Genomic DNA, 22875 nt, shown 5'->3' with positions numbered 1-22875 from the left:
CCATCGGAGGACGCCATGTCGATCACCCGCCGCAGTTTCGTCGGAGCATTTGGGGCCGGGCTTGCCCTGCCCACAGCGTTGTGGTCACAATCCGATCCTGTTTTGCAGGCGGTGCGTTCCACCCTGTATGGCAGCAATTCCGAGTTTGCCGAAGGTATGGCTTATCTGGTCGCGCGTGGAAATCCGGATGTCGTCCCTGCCCTGCTGACCGCGATGCGGTACGGGCGGCAGCGAAGCAACGAGATCACCGGCGTGATGCGCGATCTTACGGGCGAGACTATCGGAACCGATTGGTTCGATTGGATGCTGTGGCAAGAGAACAACCCGCAACTGACCCCACATCCGTCGCTGATCCCATTCAAGCGCGAAGTGCTATTGGGAATCGATCCGAATTTCGACGATTTTCTGCGCCCTGAATACCTTCAGCCCGAGAAGATGAAAATCCGGCTGGAAGAGATCACATGGGGTGGGGTTCACAAGGATGGTATCCCATCTCTGGATAATCCGACACTGGTGCCGGTGTCTCGGGCGGAATACCTGAAAGACAGCGATCTGGTTTTCGGGGTCTCGATCAACGGAGACACACGCGCCTATCCGTTACGGATTATGGGCTGGCACGAAATGTTCAATGAAGTCATCGGCGGCGTACCTGTCGCGCTGGCCTATTGTACGCTGTGTGGTTCTGGAATTCTATTTGAAACGCAAGTGGCCGGGCGGAGCAAGCCTCTGGTCTTTGGCTCATCAGGTTTTCTATACCGCTCGAACAAGCTGATGTTCGACCGCGAGACACACTCGTTATGGAACCAGTACACCGGCAAACCGGTTGTTGGCCCCTTGGTCAGCAGCGGGATTGAACTGAAGCAGCGACCAGTTGTGATCACCACATGGCAAAGCTGGAAAACCTCGCACCCGGACACCAAGGTTCTGTCCCTCAAAACCGGGCACCGCAGAAACTATGGATCGGGCGTAGTCTATCGCGATTACTTCGCATCGCCCGAGTTGATGTTCCCGGCGCTGGTCGATCAATCCAGACATCAGCAGAAGGACTATGTGTTCGCCATTCGTCAATTTGGCGCGGCGAGGGCTTGGCCTTTGAACGCGTTCAGCAAGACCCGCGTGATCAATGACGCAATCGACAACAAGGCGCTGGTTTTGGTCGGAAACCCAGACAAGCGCACGGTCCGGGCCTACGAGAGGAAGTCAAACCAATTCACGGCGTCTGACAGCGGTTTGGTTGATCAGGCGGGCCGGAAATGGACAATGACCGAAGAGGCCTTGATCGGGCCTGACGGCACCCGGTTGCCACGCGTCGCGGGACATATCTCGTACTGGTTTGCGTGGGACAACTATCTGGGGGACGCCGCGACTGTGTATCCCGGTTAAGAATGTTCCTCGGCCGCCGTCGCCGCCAAAGCCCGATTATAGGCTTTGAGCGCGTCAATGTGATACAGGGCACCAACAGGGTTTTCGCAGCCGTCCTCATCCACCACGACGACCGGAATGCACGAGATGTCCACCCGGTCGAAGTAAGGCATCGCGGCCTCTAACGTGGCGCTGGCCTGAACGCACAGGCCTTGTTCTATCAGCTCCTGTGCTTCGTCCTTGGTGATTGACCGTGGATCACCGATCGGGCGCATCACTGATCCGGCGCGGAGCATCGCCAACAGATAAGCCTGCGGGCCAGCGGCCAGGTGGACATCGCGGCGCTCAAGCTGTGTCAGGAAGAACGATCTGTCGACTAAGCGCGAGGCTAGCGCGGTCGACATGGACACCGAAACCATTACGGCTAGACCGATTTGCCAGTCTCCGGTCAGCTCAAAAACAATCATCGTGGTCGATATCGGCGCACCCAGCACCGCGGCGGCAACGGCCCCCATCCCCGCAAACGCATAGAGAGTATGCGTGCCAGATACATCCGGCAGTAGACCCGTCGCGACAAGGCCGAAGGCCAACCCGGTCAACGCGCCGATCATCAGCGAAGGCGAGAACACCCCGCCCCCCATCCGTCCGCCCATCGTAATGGCCAACGCAACGGTTTTGACCACGGCAAAGACAATAGCAGCGGAAAGCACCAAATCTCCGGTCAAGGCACGGACCGTGGTTTCGTATCCAACCCCGATGATGTGCGGGAACCAGATCGCCAGAAGCCCCAGCATCGCGCCCGACACGGCTGGCCGCAACCAACGCGGCAGGGACAATCGGGCCTGAATGTGGTTGCCGAAGTCCTCGGCGAAAAAGATTGATCGCATCAGCAGCAGGGAAACCAGCCCGCAGATCAGGCCAAGGATCAGAAATGCGGGTAACTCGACATAGAATTGCAACGAGCCGGGCGTTTCCAAAACGAACTCGGTGACGTCGCCATATTCCAACCTGTTGATCACCGTGCCCGCGACCGACGCGATGACGATCGGCGCAAATGCATGCACCGCAAAATGCCGCAAGACGACCTCGAGCGCGAAAAGCGCACCCGCGATCGGAGAATTGAAGCTGGCCGATACTGCGGCCGCAACCGCACATCCCAACAGGTCGCGCCCGGTAATGCCGTCGGCGTTAATACGGTCGCTAACCCATGTCGAGATGACACCGGCCATGTGCACCACCGGACCTTCGCGGCCCGTCGATCCGCCCGTACTTAGTGTAATCAGGGACGCGAACAAGGACGCGATCCCGGCCTTGCGTTCAACCCGGCCATCGGTCAGCGCCGCGCCCTCAATCACGTCGGCGACGGAACGAACGCGCCCGTCATCGGTGAACCTGTGCAGGATGATGCCAACAACCAGACCGCCAATGATGGGCGTGATCAGGATCACGAACCACGGCAGCTTTTCCGCATGGCTATGCAGCAGCAGGATGTCTTCGGTGTCATAGACATAGGCCTGAAGTGCTCGGATTGCCTTGCGAAATCCCAGCGCCATGAAGCCAGCCGCGATCCCGATGGCCAAAGCAATGAACCAGAACTGAATTTGGCTGGGGCCCCGACGCCGCATCACCCGCCACGCATCCTTCATCGCGGCCAGAGCCTGATTGAGCTGGTTGCGCAAAACGGTACGGGTCGACTGAGTCATGTGCCCTCGGGGATCAATTCATATGCCTTACTAAGCCACGGTGGGCACATATAAAAGGCGGATCGCGCGGGTGTGAGCAGCTATGCGTCCAACAAGGCACGGGCGGCGGCGCGTGCTTCGTCAGTTATGGTATCGCCGGCAACCATTCGGGCAATTTCGTCCACCCTGTCAAGGTCAGCCAGCGGGATCACCGTAGAAAGCGTCTGACCGTCCGTGACATGTTTCTGAACCCGCCAGTGATGCGCGGCTCGGGCGGCAACCTGCGGTGAATGCGTCACCACAAGAACCTGCCCGCCATGCGCCAAAGACGCCAGTCGACGGCCAACAGCATCTGCCGTGGCACCGCCCACACCCCGATCAATCTCATCAAAGATCATGGTGTGCGCACTGTCTTCCCCGGTCAGGCACACCTTGAGTGCCAGCAGAAATCGGCTGAGTTCCCCGCCGGACGCGATCTTGTTCAGCGGGCCGGACGGGGCGCCCGGGTTGGTGGCAACCGTGAAGGCAACCACGTCAATACCTTCGGGGCCGGGGTCACCTGGGGTCACTTCGGTCCGAAACACCGCACGCTCCATTTTCAACGGTGCCAGTTCTGCCATTACGGCTGCGTCCAACTCGACGGCAGCCTTTTGCCGAGCGGCGCTCAGAGCCGAAGCAGCAGCGTCATAGCGCTCCTGCGCGGCCGCAACCGCAGCGCGCTGATCGGCCAGATCTGCATCCCCTGCTTCCAGCCGGTTCAAACGATCGCGCAAAGTCTCGGCAAAGCTACTCAGATCATCGGGGGCAACGTCGTGTTTTCGGGCCAGCGCGCGAATAGCAAAAAGACGCTCTTCGGTCAGCTCCAAGTCGGCCGGGTTGAACTCCAGCGCGTCAAGACAGGCACTGACACCGTCTTGTGCCTCACCCAGTTCGATCAAGGCACGGCCCAACGCGGCAATCGGTTCCTCCAACTGCCCACCAGCATTATCGGATACACCTTCCAGCCAACGCACGGCGTCAGACATCGCGCCCTCTGCGCCGTCGCCGCCCAGCAAATCAAAAGCGCGGGCAACGTCGTCACGGATGCGCTCGGCACCCTGCATCAATCGACGACGTGCATCCAGATCAGCATCTTCGCCCGGTTGCGGGTTCAACTGATCAAGTTCGGCTACCGAATGGCGCAGAAACTCTTCTTCTGCGCGCATCGCTGTCAAAGTGGCCTCGGTCTGGGTAAGAGCATTGCGGGCGCGCGACACTTCAGACCACGCGGTGCGAACGTCGGCAAGCTGCTCACCAGCGCCCGAATAGCTGTCCAGCATGGCCCTGTGACCGCGCGGATTCAACAATCCGCGATCATCATGTTGACCATGCAGCTCCACCAGAGTCTCAGACAGCGCTCGCAGCACCTCGCCCGAGCAGCGCCTGTCATTGACCCAGGCTGTCTTGCGCCCTTCGGCTGTGTTTACGCGGCGCAGGATCAACTCCTCTCCGGCAGGCAATCCGGCCTCCGCCAAGATCGTATGGGCTGGATGGTCCGGGGACAGCTCGAATTCGGCTACAACCTCGCCCTGCACAGCGCCCTGACGCACCAGTTCAGCCCGGCCGCGCCACCCTAGAACGAAGCCAAGGGAATCCAGCAGGATCGACTTGCCTGCCCCTGTCTCGCCGGTCAACGCGTTCAAACCCGGCTGGAACGTCAGTTCCAACCGGTCGATGATCAGCATGTCGCGGATATCGAGGGCGCGCAGCATCGGGTCTTAGCGTCCCACGCCTTTGGTCATGGCGATTACAACCACTCACCCTTGATCGTCTGGCGATAGATCTGGCTGAGCCAATTATTTCCTCGGCTCTTCAGGTCCAGCCCACGCGAGGTCAACAGCTTGTAACCCGCGTCGTACCACTCGGACGACTGATAGTTGTATCCCAGAATCGCACCGGCCGACTGCGCTTCGTCCACCAGACCCAGCGACAGATAGGCTTCGATCAAACGATACAGCGCCTCGGCTGTGTGCGACGTGGTCTGGAAATCCTCAACCACAACACGGAACCGGTTGATGGCTGCGGAATAATGATCTTGGCGCAGGTAATAGCGGCCAATCTCCATTTCCTTTCCGGCCAGATGGTCAAAAGCCAAATCGAATTTCAACACCGCCGACGTTGCGTATTCACTGTCGGGGTAAACTTCGATGACCGTGCGCAAGGACTGAAGCGCCTGAAATGTCAGGCCCTGATCACGCCCGACCTCGTCAATCTGATCATAATAGCTCAGCGCAAGCAGGTACTGGGCATAGGCTGCATCTTCATCAGTGGGGTAAAAGTCGATATACCGCTGCGCCGCCGCCCGGCTTTCTTCATAGTTCTTGTCCGAATGGTATGAGAACGCCTGCATGATCAGCGCGCGTTTGGCCCAATCGGAATAAGGATACAGGCGTTCAACTTCCGAGAAGTACCACGCCGCATCATCCGAACGATTCTGCGACAGCTCATATTCGCCGCGCGTGAAAATCTGTTCCGGAGTGAACCCTTCCAGGTTCTGATCCCGGTCTGCGCCTTGTCTGCCGCAAGCCGTCAAAACTGCTGCCAGAAGAATCGCCCCTGCGAATCTGACTGCCGCTTTGGTGCCAACCATTCCGCCTATCCTTGTCGTCTTGATTATTGGGGCAAACCCCGGATTTGGCCTTGGTTTAGCACATATAATTGCGGGGCAAAACGCCTTAGTAAGCCCTCTGGCGCAATTGTCGACAGAGTTGATCCAATCAGGCGACTTCGGGGATTTCGTCCCACACAAGGCCTTGCCCCGGCAGACGCGCGGCCTGTTCGGGCGTGCAAAGGATCGGACGAACGGCCCCCGGCGTTTCAAACAGTTTGCGCAGCAAGGTGTTTGTCATCGCATGGCCCGACTTGTCGCCTGTGAAATGACCCAGGATCGGCCCTCCGGCCAGATAAAGGTCACCCAGAGCGTCCAGCATCTTGTGACGCACGGCTTCATCAGCGTGGCGGAGTCCGCCGGGGGTCAACACTTCGTCCCCCTGAACAACCACGGCGTTTTCCAATGTTCCGCCAAGCGCAAGACCGTTCTCGCGCATTTCCTCTACGTCTGTGCGGCGGCAGAACGTACGGCAATCGCTCAGCTCGCGTGCAAAGGATCCGTTACGCATATCCAATGTCTTGGTCTGACTGCCAATCGCTGCGTCTTCGAAATCTATGTGGAAGTCGATGATCAGGCCATCGGCGGGCGCGATTGAGGCGCTTGCCCCTTCGCGGGTCGCTGTTACGGGCTTAAGAACTTCGTAGGCCAGAACCGGGCTCGCCTGCCGACGCACGCCTTTGGTCATGATGCCGCGCACGAAGTCGATCGACGATCCGTCCATGATCGGAACTTCGGGGCCGTCAATCTCGATCAGAGTGTTATGAACACCGCACCCGGCCAAAGCTGCCATTATATGTTCGATGGTCGACACCGACACACCCGCGTCGTTCACCAGACGGGTACATAGCGGGGTGCGTTCCACCACGTCGTAGATCGCCGGGATCAGCGCGTTGCCCAGTTCGATATCCGACCGCTTGAACCAGATGCCGTGACCGGCGGCCGCTGGCTTCAGGACCATCGTCGCTGGTTTGCCGCTGTGCAGCCCGACGCCTGTAAACGTGATCGGAGTTTTGAGCGTATGTTGCAAAGTGAACCTCGGTGAGTGGTGTCCGGCCCATCCCGGCCGTGTTGGACATTCAGTTAAGGAACACGGGCAAAAGGCTCAACTCACTCTTTGTAACTGAATGAAACATGTATGTAACAGATCGGCAAAAGACTGCTTATATCCACCTAAGGTACTGTATTTAAATTAAAAAGGGCCGCCAAACGGCGACCCCTTAAACGTATATTGTTACCGCGATCAGTTCGCTTGACGCCGCAGAAATGCCGGAATTTCGATGCGATCCTGTTCGGGATCGGCCTCATCCTGTGCTGGTGCCGTAGCGTCAGATTGGCGCATAACCGGCTGTTGGCGCGGTGGTTGCGCCGGTGTATCGGCCGCGTGACCGGTCATCCGGTCGATCAAACGGTTGAAGCCAAACCGGGGACGATCAGCCTCAGCATGGGCCGTCGGCTGAGGTGCGGGCTGCGGTGCCGTTGGGCGCGGCGCTGGGTGGCCACGCTCGGACGCCGGAACGTTCTGAACTGCGGCTTGCAGGCGCTGCAGGGCCTCTGGCGACGGGGTGCCCGCCGCTGGTTGAGGCTGAGGCGCGACAAAGCTGTCCGAGGCGGGCTCAACCGGCTCGGGGGTCGGTTCGAACTCAGCGACCTGCGGCTGATAGGCCGGGGGGGGCAGGCCATCATCGTCTTGTTCGGCACGCGGCTGGTACTGTGGTTCCGTCGGTTCCTCGGTCGTTTCAAACAAAGACGGTTCGCGGTTCACTTCGGGCTGAGGCTCAGGAACGACCTCTTCCGCTGCGACGGGGGTCTCTTCTTGCAGCGGTTCCTCTGCCGAAACTGTGCGTGTCAGTGGGGCTGACATCGAACGACGGGCAACGGGGACGTCATCGTGCTTTTCACTGGCGTCAATACCGGTTGCGACAACTGAAACGCGCATGCCGCCTTCCATCGCGGTATCCAGGGTCGAACCAACGATGATGTTCGCCTCGGGGTCCACTTCCTCGCGGATGCGGTTGGCGGCTTCGTCCAATTCGAACAGGGTCAGGTCGTGCGAACCGGTGATATTGATCAGCACGCCCTTGGCACCCTTGAGGCTGATTTCGTCCAGCAGCGGGTTGGCGATTGCTTTCTCGGCCGCCTGAACCGCGCGATCTTCACCGGTCGCCTCGCCCGTACCCATCATCGCCTTGCCCATCTCGTCCATCACGGCGCGGACGTCGGCAAAGTCGAGGTTGATCAGACCCGGACGCACCATCAGGTCGGTCACGCCCTTCACGCCCTGATACAGAACGTCATCGGCCATCGAGAACGCCTCGGTAAACGTGGTCTTTTCATTGGCCAAACGGAACAGGTTCTGGTTCGGAATGATGATCAGCGTGTCAACGACCTTTTGCAGCGCCTCAACACCGTCTTCGGCCTGACGCATCCGCTTGGCCCCTTCGAACTGGAAGGGTTTGGTTACCACGCCAACAGTCAGAACGCCCAACTCACGCGCAGCCTGAGCGATGATCGGAGCAGCGCCTGTACCGGTTCCACCGCCCATGCCGGCGGTGATGAAACACATATGTGCGCCCGCCAGATGATCGACGATCTGTTCGATGCTTTCTTCTGCAGCCGCAGCCCCAACGGTAGGCCGCGCGCCAGCGCCCAGACCCTCGGTCACTTTGACGCCCAATTGCACCCGCGCCGAGGAATGGCTTTGCTGAAGTGCTTGTGCGTCGGTATTGGCGACCACGAAATCCACGCCATCCAACTGTTTTTCAATCATGTTATTGACAGCGTTACCGCCTGCGCCACCAACGCCAAATACAGTAATCCGAGGCTTCAGTTCGTCGTGCCCGGGCATCGAAAGATTCAATGTCATGCTCTGTCCGCCTGTTTATATGATCCGCCAAAGCGGTGTTTTTCTTACCTATCCTTCAACAATCCTACCGACCGAAACGCCAAAGGTCACGCCAAAAATCGCCAGAATCCACAAAATATGGAGGAAATAAGGCGGATCACCGCCGTATTTTGCATTGATTGCCAGATGTTGCGGATTGAACTCAAAGCACCACGAAAAATGCGACCGGCACACCGCAATTGACGGGCGCGTCACCTGAAAATCCATCATCTTCTGTGTGCGGAAAACTGCTCAGGTCCTGCCGCGGGGCCTCTGACGGGCCCTGTGGATATTTTGCGGGATTTCAACGGCGTCCGCAACACATTTCTTCAGCCAATTGGGGTACTTGGACAGTTCAGACCGTCTTCGGATACATCGCGAACTTCTTGGATTTCAGTATAAGCGAATGTGGCCAGACGAACCATCAGCCGATCCTCGTGCGCAAAGGGCCACCAGCAAACCGGAATGCCGTCGACATCATCGTCATAGAGAAAGCAGATCTGCCCGTCAGGAGTTGTAATCTGACCATAGACACAACCCCTGCCCTCCATTCGCCAAACCGAGAGAGTCGGGCTGAGGAATTCTTCAGTCCCCACCAGATCGCCGCTCGGGTAGTCGTGGAACTTGACGGTTTTGCCCTCGACTGCGCTTAGAAACGCCTCAGGCGTGATGCGAGTCTGGGCCGATGGGGTAGTGGGAATCGCAGCGACAAGCGCCGCGATCAGGACCTTACCAATTGTCACGGAACCAGCGCACTGCGCGCTTGAAAGGGCGCGCCGCATAGGTATCGACCGGGATTTCAAAGTCCCACCATTCATCCTGCGGATGCGCCGCGAACAGGCTAAGGCCGACCGCCGACGAAAATCCCGGCCCGGTTGCCGATTGCGGCAACCCATGAACGCGAAGGGGGCGCCCCAAGCGGACGCGCTGACCCAGAATACGGGTCGCAAGCCCATCCAGGCCCATGATCTGGCTGCCACCGCCCGTTAGCACAATCTGCTGACTGGGCATGTGTTCGAACCCCGCAGCATCCAGACGAATGCGGACCTCTTCCAGGATCTCTTCCACACGAGGACGCATGATCCCGATCAATTCGGCCCGGCTTACGGTCCGGCGATCGTGCTCCCAGTCGCCGGTATCGCCACCGATGTCGATCAGGTCACGATCATCTGCGCCTGTCGCATGAACCCCCCCATTGAATGTTTTGATACGTTCAGCCACATGCGCGGGAACACCCAGCCCCATCGAGATATCCGAGGTCACGTGATCACCGCCCATACGCACGCAATCGGCGTAGATCATGTGTTTCTTCATGAAGATCGACACGCTGGTCGTGCCACCGCCCATGTCAATACAGGCCGCGCCCAGTTCCTGCTCGTCCTCGACCAAGGCCGAAACACCCGACACATAGGCCGAGTTCGCGATCCCGGCGAGCTCTAGATCACAACGCTTGATACAGCGCACGATGTTCTGGATTGCAACGGCGTCAACGGTGAGCATGTGCATGTCAACGGCCAGCGATTGCCCCATCTGACCGCGTGGGTCGATCAGGCCAGAGCGGTTGTCCAAAGCAAAGTTCACCGGCTGCGCATGCAGCACTTCGCGCCCCGCACCGTAATCGGGAACGTCGCAGGCATTCAGAACGCGACCAACCTCGGCCTCAGTCACGACCTGCCCTTCCAGATCGACCTGAGCGTCCAAACCGTAAGATCGGGGATTGGCCCCCGAAAAACATGCGATCACGTGATCCACGCGGATATCGGCCATCTTCTGCGCTGTTTGCAGCGCCGTCCGAATGGCGCGCTCAGTTTCCTGCATGGCCGTGACTTCGCCAAACTGCACGCCACGAGACCGGGTCGTTGCAGCACCAATCACTCGAAAGCCGGACTGACCGGCGAGCGATCCGATCCCGCTGTCTTCGTTCAGGCGACCGGCGCCGTCAAACCGAAGCACAAGGCAGGCAATCTTTGAGCTGCCGACATCCAGAATGGCAACCACACCGCGCTGCATTGCCTGTCTGCGCATTTGCCGCATGGCCCGTTGAGACTGATAAAGGTCGGTCATCATAATCGTTACTGCCCGCTACTTACATCTACTTTTGTATTCCACCAGTCTTCGCTGGCAGCTTTGGTCATTCGGATGGTTGGTCGCTGACCCAGACGCATGTCGACCACGGCCACGTCGCGTTCCAGCAGATCCTGAACTTCGTTTACGGCCAGCACGCGCTCCAACGCCCGGACGGGGCGTTCTGTCGGCAGCATGATGCGCTGACCCCGATCCAGCACCAGATCCCAACGGCGTTCGCCTATACGCACAAGCCCGCGCACCCGGTTGCCAAGGCTGCGCGCCGTCGCCAACAGTTCCAACGCTTGCGGCACATGGGCATCGGCACCCTTGCCCGCGATCAAAGGCAGACCGGAATGGTCCTTGCGCGAGACAATTCGTTCGACATGCGCGCCGGTGTCATCCAGCAGCTCGATACCGCCCCGCGTACGCCAGACGACAACAGGCTGGCGCTCAACAACATCCACCTGAAGGATTCCACCTGGGCGCACGCGCACAGTCGCTGATTTGACAGGGTCCAACCCCGTGATCGTGTCGCGGATCTGATCGGCATCCAGATCCCAAGAACTGATCGGGAAATCCAACGGCACCACCGCACGGATATCATCCGCCAGACCGGGGCCTGCCCCATCGATCGCCATCAGGTTGACCATGAATTCGGGGCGTTGCTGGATAGAAGTCTTGATATCGTTGGCATAAGCCACCAATGCGTCGCGCCGCTCTGCCGCGCTGAAATAAAGGCCAACAGCCGCGCAGATCGCAAAAATCGGCAACCCAACCTTCAGGCCACGCCGCACACCCGGTGTCAGCATCCAACGCTGCACCCGGTAGCTGAGGCGCGAGGGCGCGGGGTCAAAGCGACGGGACTTGCGGCCAAACAGCTTTGCGCCTTGCAAACGCAGTTTCGGCTCAACATCGTGATGTTCGCCCGACACGAAATCCGCATCCGGCCCCGACAATGGTTTTGACCGGTGTATGACAGGTGCGCGGGTGGCTCTTAACGGTCGCATGAGGCATCCTCCACCATCCAGGCGCAAAGCTGTCCGAACGTCATACCGCAATGTTCTGCCTGCTCGGGCACCAAAGACGTTGGCGTCATACCCGGTTGCGTGTTGGTCTCGAGCAGGAACAACCCATCCGCGCCCATGCTGTCATCCCAGCGATAGTCAGTACGGCTTACGCCCCGGCAACCCAAAGCATTGTGGGCCTTAATTGCGTATTCCATGCAAAGTTGGAAAATGTTCTGCGGAATATCAGCAGGCAGTACGTGCCACGAACCGCCCGGCTTATACTTGGCGTCATAGTCGTACCAGCCGCCATCCGTCATGATTTCGGTCACTGTAAGGGCGCGATCCCCCACCACCGTCACCGTCAATTCACGCCCGGCCACGTATTTCTCGACCATGACATGTTCGGGCATATCATCCGACAGTTTCGGCGGTCCGTTGGACCCTTCGTGAACGATGTAGATCCCTACGCTGGACCCTTCGTTATTGGGCTTGGCCACGTAGGGCGGCTCCATCACGTGAACGTCGACAACCTCGACCTTGGGCACGATCACGCTGGGTACGATAGGCAGACCCTCGGTCTGGTAAATTTCCTTGCTGCGCTGTTTGTCCATCGCCAAAGCCGAGGCCAGCACGCCGGAATGCGTATAGGGTATCCGCATCCATTCCAGCAGACCCTGCACGCAGCCATCCTCACCCCAGCGGCCATGCAGGGCGTTGAAAACAACATCTGGCTTGATGTCCAAAAGGCGCGCGTAAAGGTCGGGACCCGCGTCCAGCTCGACCACTTCAAAGCCTTCTCCCCTGAGGGCGGCTGCGCATTCGCGCCCGCTGCTGAGTGACACCTCGCGTTCTGCCGAGGGGCCGCCCATCAATACCGCCACTTTGGGGTGTGTCCTGCTCGACTTACCCACTTAGCGCCTCAATGTCCCCGGACCTTATCTGGTGGTCCGTATACGTTTATACCCTTGATCCGTCGCCTGAATTTGCCTGTTTTGGTCTGACGGTTGGGGTCTTAATCTGTCTGCGGATCACCGACCCGCATGATTTCCCACTCTAGCGTGATGCCGCTTGTTTCGTAAACCTTTTTTCGCACCTCTTCACCCAGACCTTCAAGGTCGGCGGCGGTTGCGGTGCCAGTATTGATCATGAAATTCGAATGCTTGGGACTCATCTGCGCGCCGCCTCTGGCCGCGCCGCGCATTCCCGCATCGTCAATCACCTTCCACGCCTTCAGATCATGCACATCATCGGCTTGGCCGGTCGAGGAATACCCCGCCGGATTGCGAAAAGTGGACCCCGCGCTGCGGTCCTTGGTGGGCTGGGTTTCGTCGCGTTTCTTGAGTTGCGCGGTCATGCGATCATGCAAGACCTGCGGATCAGCGGAAGGCCCCTCAAACGTCGCCGAGATCAGCACCGCACCTTCGGGCAGGTCCGACTGGCGATAGCTAAAGTTCAGCTCGTCAGGGGTCAGGTCCACAACGTCGCCCTGACGGGTCACGATAGTCGCATTGCGCAGGACATCCGCCGTGTAGCTGCCATAACACCCCGCGTTCATCCGCACAGCACCACCGATAGACCCGGGAATGGTGCGCAGGAACGTTAGATCAACCCCCGCATCCGCCGCTTTGCGCGCAACATGCGCATCCAGCGCAGCAGCCCCTGCCGTTACTCGGTTGCCTTCGACGCCAATGCCATTGAAGCCCCGCCCCAAACGGATCACAACCGCCCTCAGCCCCCCGTCGCGCACAATGAGGTTAGAGCCGACACCCATCGGAAAAACCGCCATGTCTCCGGGAAGCCGCCGCAGGAAATCCCGCAGGTCCTCCAAATCGGCTGGTTGGAACAGATAGTCCGCCGGCCCGCCGACGCGCAGCCATGTCAGATCATTCAAAGGTCGGTTTTCAGAGAGTTTGCCGCGTGGCGTGGGAAGAGCTGTCATGCCTGCTAATTCGCGGATTTGAACCTGCAACGCAAGCTGTATTGGTCAGAGCGTCGCGCCAAGTACTTTGCGCACCCACCGCCCCAGATAGATCACCGGCCAGCGCAACACGGACATTCCCGCCGCCAGAACGACCAAGCCAATCCAGGGACCATTTTGCAACGTCACATAGCCAAGGATCGGAATGCCAACAGCAATCAGAACATAAGCCCTGGTCCAGTGGTTGTCTTTGCTTGGGATCATCGCCAGCACATTCGCAGCGATCCCCCACATGAAAGCAAGAGCAAGAGACAAGTTCACTCTTCTACCTCCTGCCCTGTCCAACGCCGCCAGTAATGACGGATGGGGTTGCGGAACATTGACGCAAAGGCAGCAAAGGCCAGCACTGAAAAGAACCAGCCGAAATCATGGCCTAACCAGACGATAAGTGCAGGTGCCGCCACGAACAGAACAACGCCGGGTGGAAATTGCAGACGCATCGGCAGCATGGCCACGACGGTCGAGGCCACCACCCACAATCCTGCAAATACCACTGAATAAACCATTCGCCCCTCCAAGGACGCTTTCTGGCGAGTCCAACCACGCTCTTTAAGGTTGCGCGTCGGCAGAGTCCATTACCTTATCCAGCCTGCTTGCGCAGCAACCGTTCCGGCAAACCATTGGCCCAAGCGCTGATCGTACCGGCCCCCAGACAGACGACCATGTCGCCCGGACGGGCCTGTTCGCGGACCAGCCGTTCCAGATCGTTTTCATCCAGCAGCGCGCGGGCATGGCGGTGGCCGTGGCGGATCAGGCCCTGCACCAGATCATCGCGGGATGCCCCCTCGATCGGATCTTCTCCGGCGGCAAAGATTTCGGCAATGGCGACCACGTCGGCGTCATTGAAACAGGTGCAGAAATCATCAAACAAGTTCGACAGGCGTGAATACCGGTGCGGTTGATGCACTGCGATTACGCGGCCTTCGGAAGCCTGACGTGCAGCTTTTAGTACGGCGGCGATTTCAACCGGGTGGTGGCCGTAATCGTCGATAATGGTGACACCGTCGACCTCTCCAACCTTGGTGAAACGGCGATTGACGCCGCCGAAATTGGCCAAAGCCTCGCGGATTTCCGCGGTTTTCATACCCAGATGACGGGCAACGGCCACGGCGCTTAATGCGTTCGAGACATTGTGGTCGCCCGGCATCGGCAGCGTGCAGCCTTCGATCACCGTGTCTTCATATTGCAGATGAACATCAAAATGCGCGACGCCGCCCTTATAGGTCAGGTTCACCGCCCGCACATCGGCCTGCGCGTTAAACCCATAAGTGCGCACGCGGCGGTCGGTGATACGACCCACCAGTGTCTGCACCTCGGCATGATCCGTGCAACAGACCGCCAGCCCATAGAAAGGCAGGTTCGAGACGAACTCATAGAACCCATCGCGAAGTTTATCGAAATCGCCCCAATGCTCCATATGTTCGGGGTCGATATTGGTGACAATAGCAATGGTTGCGGGCAAACGGTTGAACGAGCCATCCGATTCGTCGGCTTCGACCACCATCCATTCGCCCTGCCCCATCCGCGCGTTCGAGCCATAAGCGTGAATAATGCCTCCATTGATCACGGTGGGGTCGAAATCTCCGGCGACCATGAGTTCAGCCATCATGGTGGTCGTAGTGGTTTTGCCATGGGTTCCGGCGATGGCAATGTTGGACTTCAGGCGCATCAGCTCTGCCAGCATGTCGGCACGGCGCACCACCGGCAGGCCCTGCGCACGGGCACCGTCCAATTCAGGGTTCCCCGCCTTGATTGCGGTAGACACCACAACAACGGCTGCATTTTCAAGGTTTTCGGCGCGCTGGCCCACGAAAATCTCAGCCCCCAAACCGGCCAGACGGTCGGTGATCTTGGACGCTTTCAGGTCCGAGCCCTGCACACGGTAGCCCAGGTTCAGCAGAACTTCTGCGATCCCGGACATCCCAATCCCGCCGATCCCGACAAAGTGGATCGACCCTACGTCTTGCGGCAGTTTAGTTGCTGGATTCATGTGGTCTCCTTCTGCGCCAACTGTTCGACGAGGTGCACCAGACGCTCGGTCGCATCGGGCGCGCCGGTCGAGAGGGCGGCGTGGGCCATCTTTTGCGCGGCTTCGGGGTTTGTCAGAACTGCGGTGATTTGCTCGGTCAGCGCTGGAACGTCAAGCAGGTTTTCCGGGATCATGATCGCGCCCCCGGCCTGCACCAACCCGCGAGCATTGGCGGTTTGGTGATCTCCGGCAGCAGCGGCAAAAGGGATCAGGATCGAAGGCCGCCCGATTACCGAGATATCGGCAACGCTGGAGGCACCCGAGCGGCTTATGACAAGTTGCGCATCGGACATGCGTCGTGGGACGTCATCGAAGAATGGCAAGACTTCGGCGCGAATTCCGTTATCGGCATAAAACGCGGTGACACGTTCGCCATCCTCATTCCGCGCCTGATGCGCCACGCGGATATGGGCGCGCAGAGCTTCGGGCAATGCCGCGATCGCACCGGGCACAACGTCGCTGAGAATACGTGCCCCCTGCGAGCCGCCCATAACAAGCACAGACATCGGGTAGTCGCCGGGGGGGATGTACCCCGACGCTGCACGCTCTAACACGGCGGCGCGGACCGGGTTGCCGGTGTGGACCCCCTGCGCGCCGTCTGGCAGGTCCGTGGGCCACACACCGCAAGCCACCTGCGCCACGCGCTTGGCAAACAACTGGTTCACGCGGCCCAGCACACCGTTCTGTTCGTGGATCATGCGCGGGATTTTCAGCAACGTTGCCGCCCCCAACGCAGGGATTGAGGGGTATCCACCAAAGCCGACAACCACGTCAGGTCGGTCGCGCATCATCTGCATTGCCATGCTGGTCACGCCGCCCGCGATCTTTGGGCCCACCATCGCTTTGGCGGCCAAACCGCCCCGCGCGAAAGTGGCGGAACTGGCCTCGACAATCTCGGTCGAATGAGGAAAGCCACCCGTATAACGCGCACCGCGCGCATCAGTTGACAAACGGACGCGCCAGCCTTTGTGCAGCATTGCCTCGGCCAGCGCCTGTGCCGGGAACATGTGACCCCCGGTGCCGCCCGCCGCAATCAGAAGATAAGGTGCTGTCATCAACCTCGTCCGCGCAATATGTCGCCCAGTTCGCCCTGTGGCCGGGTGCGGGTAAAGGCCAGCAACATGCCAACCGCAATTCCACCCGCAATCAGCGAGGAACCACCATAGCTGACGAACGGCAATGTCATGCCCTTGGCGGGCAGCAGACGCACGGCCACCCCCATGTTGATCATCGCCTGAACGCCGAACATGCAGGCCAGACCTGTCCCTGCCAGACGAATGAACATATCCCGTTCACGCATCAGCCGCAGGAGCGAGCGCACGACGATCAGAGAATAAAGTGCGATGATGATCAACACCAGGATCAGGCCGTATTCCTCGGCCGCCACAGCGATGATGAAATCCGTATGCGCATCGGGCAATGACCATTTCACCTGCCCCTCGCCCACGCCCACACCGAACAAGCCGCCCTCGCGGATCGCGTTGGTAGCATAGCCAAGCTGGGTGGTCGGATCGACCTCTTGGTTCAGGAAGCCGTCAATGCGGCGCGCAAAATGTTCCGAGTTCGAATAAGCGAACATCCCGCCCAGAACGACCGCGCCCGCCATGCCGACCAGCAGCAGCATCGGCGCACCGGCCACGAAATACATCACGCCCCAACCAAACAGGATCAGGCAGGCCTGACCAAAGTCGGGTTGCAGCACCAACATCGCCACGATCGCCATACACAGCGCAAAAGACCACAACCGCCCCGGAGGGCCGTTGATTTCCTGCGACGCGGCCAGCAACCATGCAGCCACGACGATGAAACCGGGTTTCAGAAATTCGGACGGTTGCAGCGAGGCAAAGCCCAGCGAATACCAGCGCACCGCCCCTTTACCGAAATCGGTCCCGAAGACAGGCAGAAAGGCCAGCGCCACAAACGCGCCGAGAAAACCCAGCACAGCCAGTCGCCGCACCAAAGTCGGCGACATCATCGAGGTCAGCAGCATCGCAATCAGAGCTAAGCCGCCGAACAACGCCTGCCGCTCAACGTAGTGAAAAGGATCAAACCCATTGCGGCTTGCCAGCGGCGGCGAAGACGCCAACCCCAGCAACAAGCCGATGACAAACAGGATCAGAACGCAGGACATCGTCCAGCGGTCAATCGTGCGCCACCACTTTGGTAGAATCGGTTCGCCGCGCTGGTCCTGGACCGCGCCATACACCATCTCAGTCATGAGATACCGCCACTCTCTGCCTCGTTCACGTCCCGTTTTCGGGATCTGATTGAGAGTCTATCCCGGTTTTTGCCTTTGGGCCAGTAAAATGAGGGGTTTGAGCAAAAACAAACCGCCGTCAGCAAAGTCCCGCCGGGACGGGGGTTTGCGGAATGATGTTCGCCTAAATCTGACTACTCCACTTCTTCAACCGGTGCACCGGACTTGGCCCAAGCGGTAAACCCACCTTCGATATGAACAACCGGCTTTAGCCCCATCTCCATCGCGATTTTGGCACTAAGCGCCGACCGCCACGCGCTGGCGCAATAGAACACGTAGGTCTTATCCTGATCAAAGACGTCCTTGTGATATGGGCTTTCGGGGTCGATCCAAAACTCGAGCATCCCTCTGGGGCATGAGAATGCTCCGGGGATCTTGCCAGACCGTTTTAATTCGCGAAAGTCGCGCAAGTCGATCAGAACGTGGTCGTCACTGTCTAGCATGGCTTGGGCCTGCTCAACCGAAACCGACGAAACAACGGCATTCGCTTCGGCCAGCAGTGCCTTGATTCCCTTTGTTATTGTCTGGGGCATATTGGACCTTTCCTGAATACGTCACGCATCGGTGCAGAGAATACCCGACAGCTCATAGCATCAAAGAAAGGGCCGCGACAAACATGGCACGCACCAAGTCCCCCTTGCCATCCCAGGTAATCCGCGCCATGCGCAACACATGGACTTTGACACGATCATCCTTGGTGCCGGGGCAGCCGGTATGATGTGCGCCGCCCATTGCGGTGGGCGCGTATTGGTGATCGACCATGCGAAGGCCGCGGGTGAGAAAATCCGTATCTCGGGCGGCGGGCGCTGCAACTTTACGAACATGTACGCAGGGCCTGGCAACTTCCTGTCGCAGAACCCGCATTTTTGCAAATCCGCATTGGCCCGGTACACCCAGTGGGATTTCATCGATCTGGTCGGGCGGCACAAGATTGCGTGGCACGAGAAAACGCTAGGGCAGTTGTTCTGCGACGGTTCCTCAAAACAGATCATTCAGATGCTGATGGATGAGATGGCGAATGCAGGGGCCGAATTGTGGGTCCGGGCCGAGTTGAGGTACCTTCGCAAGACGGAAAGCGGGTTCGCCCTTGACGTCGATCGCGAAGGACAGCGCGTTTCCCTGACCTGCGCCAATCTGGTGCTGGCCACGGGCGGCAAGTCGATCCCCAAAATGGGTGCGACCGGGCTGGCCTATGACATCGCGCGACAATTCGGGTTGGGCATTACTGATACAAGGGCGGCGCTGGTGCCATTCACGTTTTCGGACGCAAAATTCAAAGAGCTTTCAGGCGTTTCCCTGCCTGCCCGACTGTCGAACACGCGCACCAGCTTTGACGAAGCGCTGCTGTTCACCCATCGCGGCCTCAGCGGACCGTCTGTCCTGCAACTGTCCTCTTACTGGCGCGAGGGCGAAGACATCAGCGTCAATCTGATCCCTGATCTCGCGCTGTTTGACGTGCTGCGCGATCGGCGGCAGGCCGGAGGGCGCAAAGCTCTGACCACCGAACTGGCCCGGCACCTGCCCGGTCGTCTGGTGGAATTCCTCAGCCACATCATCCCCATGCAAGGCAATCTGGCCGACCAATCTGATGCCGCGCTGAGCGAACTGGTCAAAGCCCTGTCAGACTGGCAACTGACCCCATCCGGCACTGAGGGCTACCGCACCGCCGAGGTCACGTTGGGTGGGATCGACACCGACGACCTTTCGTCCAGAACGATGGAGGCCAGGGATGTCCCCGGCCTCTATGCGATTGGCGAAGCAGTGGATGTCACAGGCTGGCTGGGCGGATACAACTTCCAGTGGGCGTGGTCATCGGGCCACGCCGCCGGAACTGCGATCGCGGGCCGTTAACCTACGACGTTATACCCACGTCCGCGCATACAGTTGCGCACGATCACTTCCTGATTTTGAGTATTGTTAATCGCGCTCGCACCCGCACCTACCAGCGCACCCGCAACGGCGGCACGTCCCAGATCGCTGGCGCTGTCGTCAATGATCGCCTTGGTGCCGGCAGCACCCGCCGCGCCGATGGCAGCAGCGCCAGCCGTCCGGCTATCCACTGTCGGCTGAGACCGTGCAAGCGCCTGACACTGGGCCAGATCCGCGTTGTAGTTTGGCCCAACCGGTCCATCGACGACCGGCTGGTAATTGGCACCGACATTGGAGCAGGCTCCAACCACCAAAATAGCGGGCAGGATCAAAGAGAATTTACGGTATGGCATAATCATAACCTCACGTTGAATTTGAAGGCAGGCAAAACCAATAATCTTGGCGCGTCAAGCTGATAGCAACTCAGCTTCGCTCAACCGGCGATCAATTGCAAACCTCTATTCTGACAGCCTCTGCCGAACCTGCGCCTCAAAGTCTTCTCCGCGTCGCTCGAAACTGTCGTATTGGTCAAAACTAGCCGCCGCTGGGGCCAATAGCACAGTTTCACCCGGCTGCGCATCCGACATGGCCTGCGCCACGGCCTCGGCCATCGTCGTGCAAACCAGCGTTTCCGCGTCAAGCTGCATGGCAAATCCGGCCGCCTCGCGCCCGATCACATAGGCTTTGATGACTCTGTCCGATGCTGCGTTCAATGCCGACAATCCGCCCTCTTTCTCTAGCCCACCGCAAATCCAGCGGATTTTTCCAAATGCGTTCAGCGCCTTCAGAGCACTGTCCACGTTGGTGGCCTTGGAGTCGTTCACAAAAGTAACGCCATCTGCTTCGGCGATGATCTGGCTACGGTGCGGCAGGCCGGGATAGCTGTGCAAGGCGTCCTCGATCACGCGGGGGGCCAATCCCAGCGCGCGACAGGCTGCGTAAGCTGCGCAAGCGTTCTGGTGGTTATGCGAACCGGGCAGTCCCTTGATCCCACGCATGTCAATCGACCCGGCCTGCCGACCTTTGCGATATTCCGACAAAAACCCCTTGCGCGCGAAGACCTGCCATCCGGGGCCCGTCAATTTGCGTGCGACCGATACGCGGATCACCCGGTCGTCAGAGGGCCCCTCGGCAAGCTGACCGGCCAAAAACGCTCCTTCTTTTTCGTCGATGCCGATCACAGCGCGGTCTGGTCCGCCTTCGGCAAACAACCGGCGCTTGGCCGCAAAATACCCGCCCATCCCGCCGTGGCGATCTAGATGATCCGGTGAAAGATTGGTGAACACCGCTACATCCGGCGTCAAAGCGCGGGCAAGTTCTGTCTGATAGCTGCTCAGCTCCAGCACCACGACAGAGCCATCCCCGCCCGGCTCAATATCCAGAACACCCCACCCGATGTTCCCCGCCAACTGAGCCTCTCGCCCCGCTTCGGTAAGGATATGATGGATCAAGGCGGCCGTGGTCGATTTACCGTTCGACCCCGTCACCGCAATCACGCGCGGAGGCATATCGTAGTTGTTCCATTCCGCACCCGCGAAAGAGCGGAAGAACAGCCCGATGTCGTTGTCTACCGGCACGCCCGCATCCAATGCAGCGGCCACCACAGGGTTCGGGTCAGGATAAAGATGCGGAATACCCGGCGAGACGATCAGCGTGGCGATGTCGTCAAACGCGCCATGGCGCAAAAGGTCGGCGCAGGCAAAACCTTCGCCTTCCGCCTTCTCGCGGGCCGCTGGGTTGTCATCCCAACAGACCGGCTCTGCGCCGCCAGCCCTTAATGCGCGTGCGGCGGCCAGCCCTGACCGACCAAGCCCCAGAACCGCAACTTTATGTCCTGAAAACCCTTTGACCGGGATCATGCTGCCCACCCTTTTTTGACTTTGGCTTGGGCGTCACCCTGCACAGAAGACCCCCTCATTGGCAAGGGGATAGACAGGCTCGCGCGCCAGCGCGAGCCGGGCCCAACAGGTGGCAGGTGGACCGAAGGTCCGCCGAACCTGGCGGGAGGGCTACCGGACCTTCAGCGTCGCCAGACCAATCATCGCGAGGATCAGGGAAATGATCCAGAACCGGATCACGATCGTCGGTTCCGCCCACCCCTTTTTCTCATAATGATGGTGGATCGGCGCCATCAGGAACACCCGACGCCCGGTGCGTTTGAAGTACAGGACCTGAATGATCACGCTCAGTGCCTCGACGACGAACAGACCGCCGACAACGGCCAGTACCAATTCGTGCTTGGTGGCAACTGCGATTGCACCCAGCGCGCCCCCTAAGGCCAGTGACCCGGTATCACCCATGAACACGGCGGCAGGCGGCGCATTATACCAAAGAAACCCAAGCCCCGCGCCGAAAAGCGCCGAGGTAAAGATAAAGATTTCACCCGTTCCCGGCACATAGTGCACGTCCAGATATTCGGTAAAGTCGACCCGGCCCACCGCATACGCGATGATCCCCAGCGTCGATGCCGCGATCATTGCAGGCATGATCGCAAGCCCGTCCAACCCGTCGGTCAGGTTCACGGCATTCGCCGCACCCACAATCACGATAATCGAGAACGGAATGTAGAATATCCCCAGATTGACCAGCGTGTCCTTGAAAACCGGCACGGCAAGCTGGTTCTGCAAAGCCTCGGGATGGTGCAAAGTCGCCCATAGCGAAGCCAGAACCGCAATAATGATCCCCAGAGCAAGCCTCATTTTACCCGAAACGCCCTTAGTGTTCTGCTTGGACACCTTGGCGTAATCGTCGGCAAAACCAATGGCTGCGTAAGCCAAAGTTACGAACAGCACCATCCAGACATAGGGGTTGTCCCACCGCGCCCAGACCAGAGTAGACGTCACAAGCGCCCCGACTATCAGCAGGCCGCCCATGGTTGGCGTTCCGGCCTTTGAGAAATGCCCCTCGGGACCGTCATCCCGGATCGGCTGACCCTTGCCCTGCTTGCGGCGCAACACATTGATCAGCGGTTTTCCAAACAGGAACCCAAAGATCAACGCAGTCATAAAGGCCCCACCTGCACGGAACGTGATGTACCGAAAGAGGTTAAAGAAATCCCCCCCGTCCGACAGGCCGGTCAACCAATAAAGCATC

The 22875-nt window shown here is 59.3% G+C and carries 22 protein-coding genes; 2 read left to right on the top strand and 20 right to left on the bottom strand.

What is annotated here, in order from left to right; translation table 11 throughout:
• The first annotated feature begins 15 nt into the window (after positions 1-15).
• Positions 16-1383, top strand: a complete 1368-nt coding sequence (locus GOX73_RS01195; RefSeq protein ID WP_171122532.1) for a DUF3179 domain-containing protein — start codon at positions 16-18, stop codon at positions 1381-1383.
• On the opposite strand, the gene GOX73_RS01190 is transcribed toward GOX73_RS01195, so the two are convergent.
• From GOX73_RS01190 to GOX73_RS01110, 17 genes are all read right to left on the bottom strand, one after another.
• Positions 1380-3065: a chloride channel protein gene (locus tag GOX73_RS01190; RefSeq protein WP_171122530.1), complete on the bottom strand. Its 1686-nt coding sequence runs from the start codon at positions 3063-3065 to the stop codon at positions 1380-1382. The genes GOX73_RS01195 and GOX73_RS01190 overlap by 4 nt on opposite strands.
• Positions 3066-3145: 80 nt before the next feature.
• A complete protein-coding gene (recN, locus tag GOX73_RS01185; RefSeq protein ID WP_171122528.1) occupies positions 3146-4795 on the bottom strand; it encodes a DNA repair protein RecN in 1650 nt (549 codons plus the stop codon).
• 35 nt (positions 4796-4830) lie between these two features.
• The gene (locus tag GOX73_RS01180; protein WP_171122526.1) at positions 4831-5673 is read right to left on the bottom strand and encodes an outer membrane protein assembly factor BamD; all 843 of its coding nucleotides are present in this window, start codon (positions 5671-5673) and stop codon (positions 4831-4833) included.
• Positions 5674-5800: 127 nt separating this feature from the next.
• Positions 5801-6721: a UDP-3-O-acyl-N-acetylglucosamine deacetylase gene (gene lpxC / locus GOX73_RS01175; protein WP_171122524.1), complete on the bottom strand. Its 921-nt coding sequence runs from the start codon at positions 6719-6721 to the stop codon at positions 5801-5803.
• 213 nt (positions 6722-6934) lie between these two features.
• Positions 6935-8557, bottom strand: a complete 1623-nt coding sequence (gene ftsZ / locus GOX73_RS01170; RefSeq protein ID WP_171122522.1) for a cell division protein FtsZ — start codon at positions 8555-8557, stop codon at positions 6935-6937.
• 48 nt (positions 8558-8605) lie between these two features.
• Positions 8606-8803 carry a hypothetical protein gene (locus GOX73_RS01165; protein ID WP_171122520.1) on the bottom strand — a complete coding sequence of 66 codons (198 nt, stop codon included), beginning with the start codon at positions 8801-8803 and terminating at the stop codon, positions 8606-8608.
• A gap of 101 nt (positions 8804-8904) precedes the next feature.
• Positions 8905-9318 carry a hypothetical protein gene (locus GOX73_RS01160; RefSeq protein WP_171122518.1) on the bottom strand — a complete coding sequence of 138 codons (414 nt, stop codon included), beginning with the start codon at positions 9316-9318 and terminating at the stop codon, positions 8905-8907.
• Positions 9305-10639 carry a cell division protein FtsA gene (gene ftsA / locus GOX73_RS01155; RefSeq protein ID WP_171121679.1) on the bottom strand — a complete coding sequence of 445 codons (1335 nt, stop codon included), beginning with the start codon at positions 10637-10639 and terminating at the stop codon, positions 9305-9307. Before ftsA ends, GOX73_RS01160 begins: the two co-directional genes overlap by 14 nt.
• 8 nt (positions 10640-10647) lie before the next feature.
• A complete protein-coding gene (locus tag GOX73_RS01150) occupies positions 10648-11649 on the bottom strand; it encodes a cell division protein FtsQ/DivIB (protein WP_171122516.1) in 1002 nt (333 codons plus the stop codon).
• Positions 11637-12560: a D-alanine--D-alanine ligase gene (locus GOX73_RS01145; protein WP_171122511.1), complete on the bottom strand. Its 924-nt coding sequence runs from the start codon at positions 12558-12560 to the stop codon at positions 11637-11639. The genes GOX73_RS01150 and GOX73_RS01145 overlap by 13 nt, the downstream gene beginning before the upstream one ends.
• A 101-nt stretch (positions 12561-12661) precedes the next feature.
• A complete protein-coding gene (murB, locus tag GOX73_RS01140) occupies positions 12662-13588 on the bottom strand; it encodes a UDP-N-acetylmuramate dehydrogenase (RefSeq protein ID WP_171122509.1) in 927 nt (308 codons plus the stop codon).
• A gap of 45 nt (positions 13589-13633) precedes the next feature.
• Positions 13634-13888 carry a DUF2484 family protein gene (locus tag GOX73_RS01135; RefSeq protein ID WP_171120664.1) on the bottom strand — a complete coding sequence of 85 codons (255 nt, stop codon included), beginning with the start codon at positions 13886-13888 and terminating at the stop codon, positions 13634-13636.
• A complete protein-coding gene (locus tag GOX73_RS01130; RefSeq protein ID WP_171122507.1) occupies positions 13885-14133 on the bottom strand; it encodes a DUF2484 family protein in 249 nt (82 codons plus the stop codon). Before GOX73_RS01130 ends, GOX73_RS01135 begins: the two co-directional genes overlap by 4 nt.
• A gap of 74 nt (positions 14134-14207) precedes the next feature.
• Entirely contained in the window at positions 14208-15617 is a 1410-nt protein-coding gene (murC, locus tag GOX73_RS01125; protein WP_171122504.1) for a UDP-N-acetylmuramate--L-alanine ligase, read from the bottom strand.
• On the bottom strand, positions 15614-16711 hold the full coding sequence (locus GOX73_RS01120; RefSeq protein WP_171122502.1) for a UDP-N-acetylglucosamine--N-acetylmuramyl-(pentapeptide) pyrophosphoryl-undecaprenol N-acetylglucosamine transferase: 1098 nt from the start codon (positions 16709-16711) through the stop codon (positions 15614-15616). The genes murC and GOX73_RS01120 overlap by 4 nt, the downstream gene beginning before the upstream one ends.
• Positions 16711-17874 carry a putative lipid II flippase FtsW gene (ftsW, locus tag GOX73_RS01115; RefSeq protein ID WP_171120656.1) on the bottom strand — a complete coding sequence of 388 codons (1164 nt, stop codon included), beginning with the start codon at positions 17872-17874 and terminating at the stop codon, positions 16711-16713. Before ftsW ends, GOX73_RS01120 begins: the two co-directional genes overlap by 1 nt.
• Positions 17875-18047: 173 nt before the next feature.
• Entirely contained in the window at positions 18048-18446 is a 399-nt protein-coding gene (locus GOX73_RS01110) for a rhodanese-like domain-containing protein (protein WP_171122500.1), read from the bottom strand.
• 139 nt (positions 18447-18585) lie between these two features.
• Here GOX73_RS01110 and GOX73_RS01105 point away from each other — a divergent pair, with 139 nt between their 5' ends.
• Positions 18586-19764 carry an NAD(P)/FAD-dependent oxidoreductase gene (locus GOX73_RS01105; RefSeq protein ID WP_171122499.1) on the top strand — a complete coding sequence of 393 codons (1179 nt, stop codon included), beginning with the start codon at positions 18586-18588 and terminating at the stop codon, positions 19762-19764.
• Here GOX73_RS01105 and GOX73_RS01100 read toward each other — a convergent pair.
• The 3 genes from GOX73_RS01100 to mraY form a co-directional block, all read right to left on the bottom strand.
• On the bottom strand, positions 19761-20135 hold the full coding sequence (locus GOX73_RS01100) for a glycine zipper family protein (RefSeq protein WP_254428667.1): 375 nt from the start codon (positions 20133-20135) through the stop codon (positions 19761-19763). The two genes, GOX73_RS01105 and GOX73_RS01100, sit on opposite strands and share 4 nt — an antisense overlap.
• A 105-nt stretch (positions 20136-20240) precedes the next feature.
• Positions 20241-21641 (bottom strand): UDP-N-acetylmuramoyl-L-alanine--D-glutamate ligase, encoded by a 1401-nt coding sequence (gene murD / locus GOX73_RS01095; protein ID WP_171122497.1) that lies wholly within the window; start codon positions 21639-21641, stop codon positions 20241-20243.
• A 150-nt stretch (positions 21642-21791) separates the two neighbouring features.
• Positions 21792-22874, bottom strand: coding sequence for a phospho-N-acetylmuramoyl-pentapeptide-transferase (gene mraY / locus GOX73_RS01090; protein WP_171120644.1), 1083 nt, complete (start codon positions 22872-22874; stop codon positions 21792-21794).
• Position 22875 lies beyond the last annotated feature (1 nt).

The sequence above is a fragment of the Ruegeria sp. HKCCD7221 genome (genome assembly GCF_013031225.1).
In the GTDB taxonomy this organism is placed as follows: domain Bacteria; phylum Pseudomonadota; class Alphaproteobacteria; order Rhodobacterales; family Rhodobacteraceae; genus Ruegeria.
This window is presented reverse-complemented; position numbering and strand designations above follow the sequence as displayed.

Coding starts and splice junctions, on each gene's coding strand:
- GOX73_RS01100 (WP_254428667.1), bottom strand. CDS start 20,135: ATGCCATACCGTAAATTCTCTTTGATCCTGCCCGCTATTTTGGTGGTT.
- GOX73_RS01150 (WP_171122516.1), bottom strand. CDS start 11,649: ATGCGACCGTTAAGAGCCACCCGCGCACCTGTCATACACCGGTCAAAA.
- recN (WP_171122528.1), bottom strand. CDS start 4,795: ATGCTGCGCGCCCTCGATATCCGCGACATGCTGATCATCGACCGGTTG.
- ftsZ (WP_171122522.1), bottom strand. CDS start 8,557: ATGACATTGAATCTTTCGATGCCCGGGCACGACGAACTGAAGCCTCGG.
- murB (WP_171122509.1), bottom strand. CDS start 13,588: ATGACAGCTCTTCCCACGCCACGCGGCAAACTCTCTGAAAACCGACCT.
- murC (WP_171122504.1), bottom strand. CDS start 15,617: ATGAATCCAGCAACTAAACTGCCGCAAGACGTAGGGTCGATCCACTTT.
- GOX73_RS01190 (WP_171122530.1), bottom strand. CDS start 3,065: ATGACTCAGTCGACCCGTACCGTTTTGCGCAACCAGCTCAATCAGGCT.
- mraY (WP_171120644.1), bottom strand. CDS start 22,874: ATGCTTTATTGGTTGACCGGCCTGTCGGACGGGGGGGATTTCTTTAAC.
- murD (WP_171122497.1), bottom strand. CDS start 21,641: ATGATCCCGGTCAAAGGGTTTTCAGGACATAAAGTTGCGGTTCTGGGG.
- GOX73_RS01195 (WP_171122532.1), top strand. CDS start 16: ATGTCGATCACCCGCCGCAGTTTCGTCGGAGCATTTGGGGCCGGGCTT.
- ftsA (WP_171121679.1), bottom strand. CDS start 10,639: ATGACCGACCTTTATCAGTCTCAACGGGCCATGCGGCAAATGCGCAGA.
- ftsW (WP_171120656.1), bottom strand. CDS start 17,874: ATGACTGAGATGGTGTATGGCGCGGTCCAGGACCAGCGCGGCGAACCG.
- GOX73_RS01110 (WP_171122500.1), bottom strand. CDS start 18,446: ATGCCCCAGACAATAACAAAGGGAATCAAGGCACTGCTGGCCGAAGCG.
- GOX73_RS01165 (WP_171122520.1), bottom strand. CDS start 8,803: ATGGATTTTCAGGTGACGCGCCCGTCAATTGCGGTGTGCCGGTCGCAT.
- GOX73_RS01180 (WP_171122526.1), bottom strand. CDS start 5,673: ATGGTTGGCACCAAAGCGGCAGTCAGATTCGCAGGGGCGATTCTTCTG.
- GOX73_RS01105 (WP_171122499.1), top strand. CDS start 18,586: ATGGACTTTGACACGATCATCCTTGGTGCCGGGGCAGCCGGTATGATG.
- GOX73_RS01120 (WP_171122502.1), bottom strand. CDS start 16,711: ATGACAGCACCTTATCTTCTGATTGCGGCGGGCGGCACCGGGGGTCAC.
- GOX73_RS01130 (WP_171122507.1), bottom strand. CDS start 14,133: ATGGTTTATTCAGTGGTATTTGCAGGATTGTGGGTGGTGGCCTCGACC.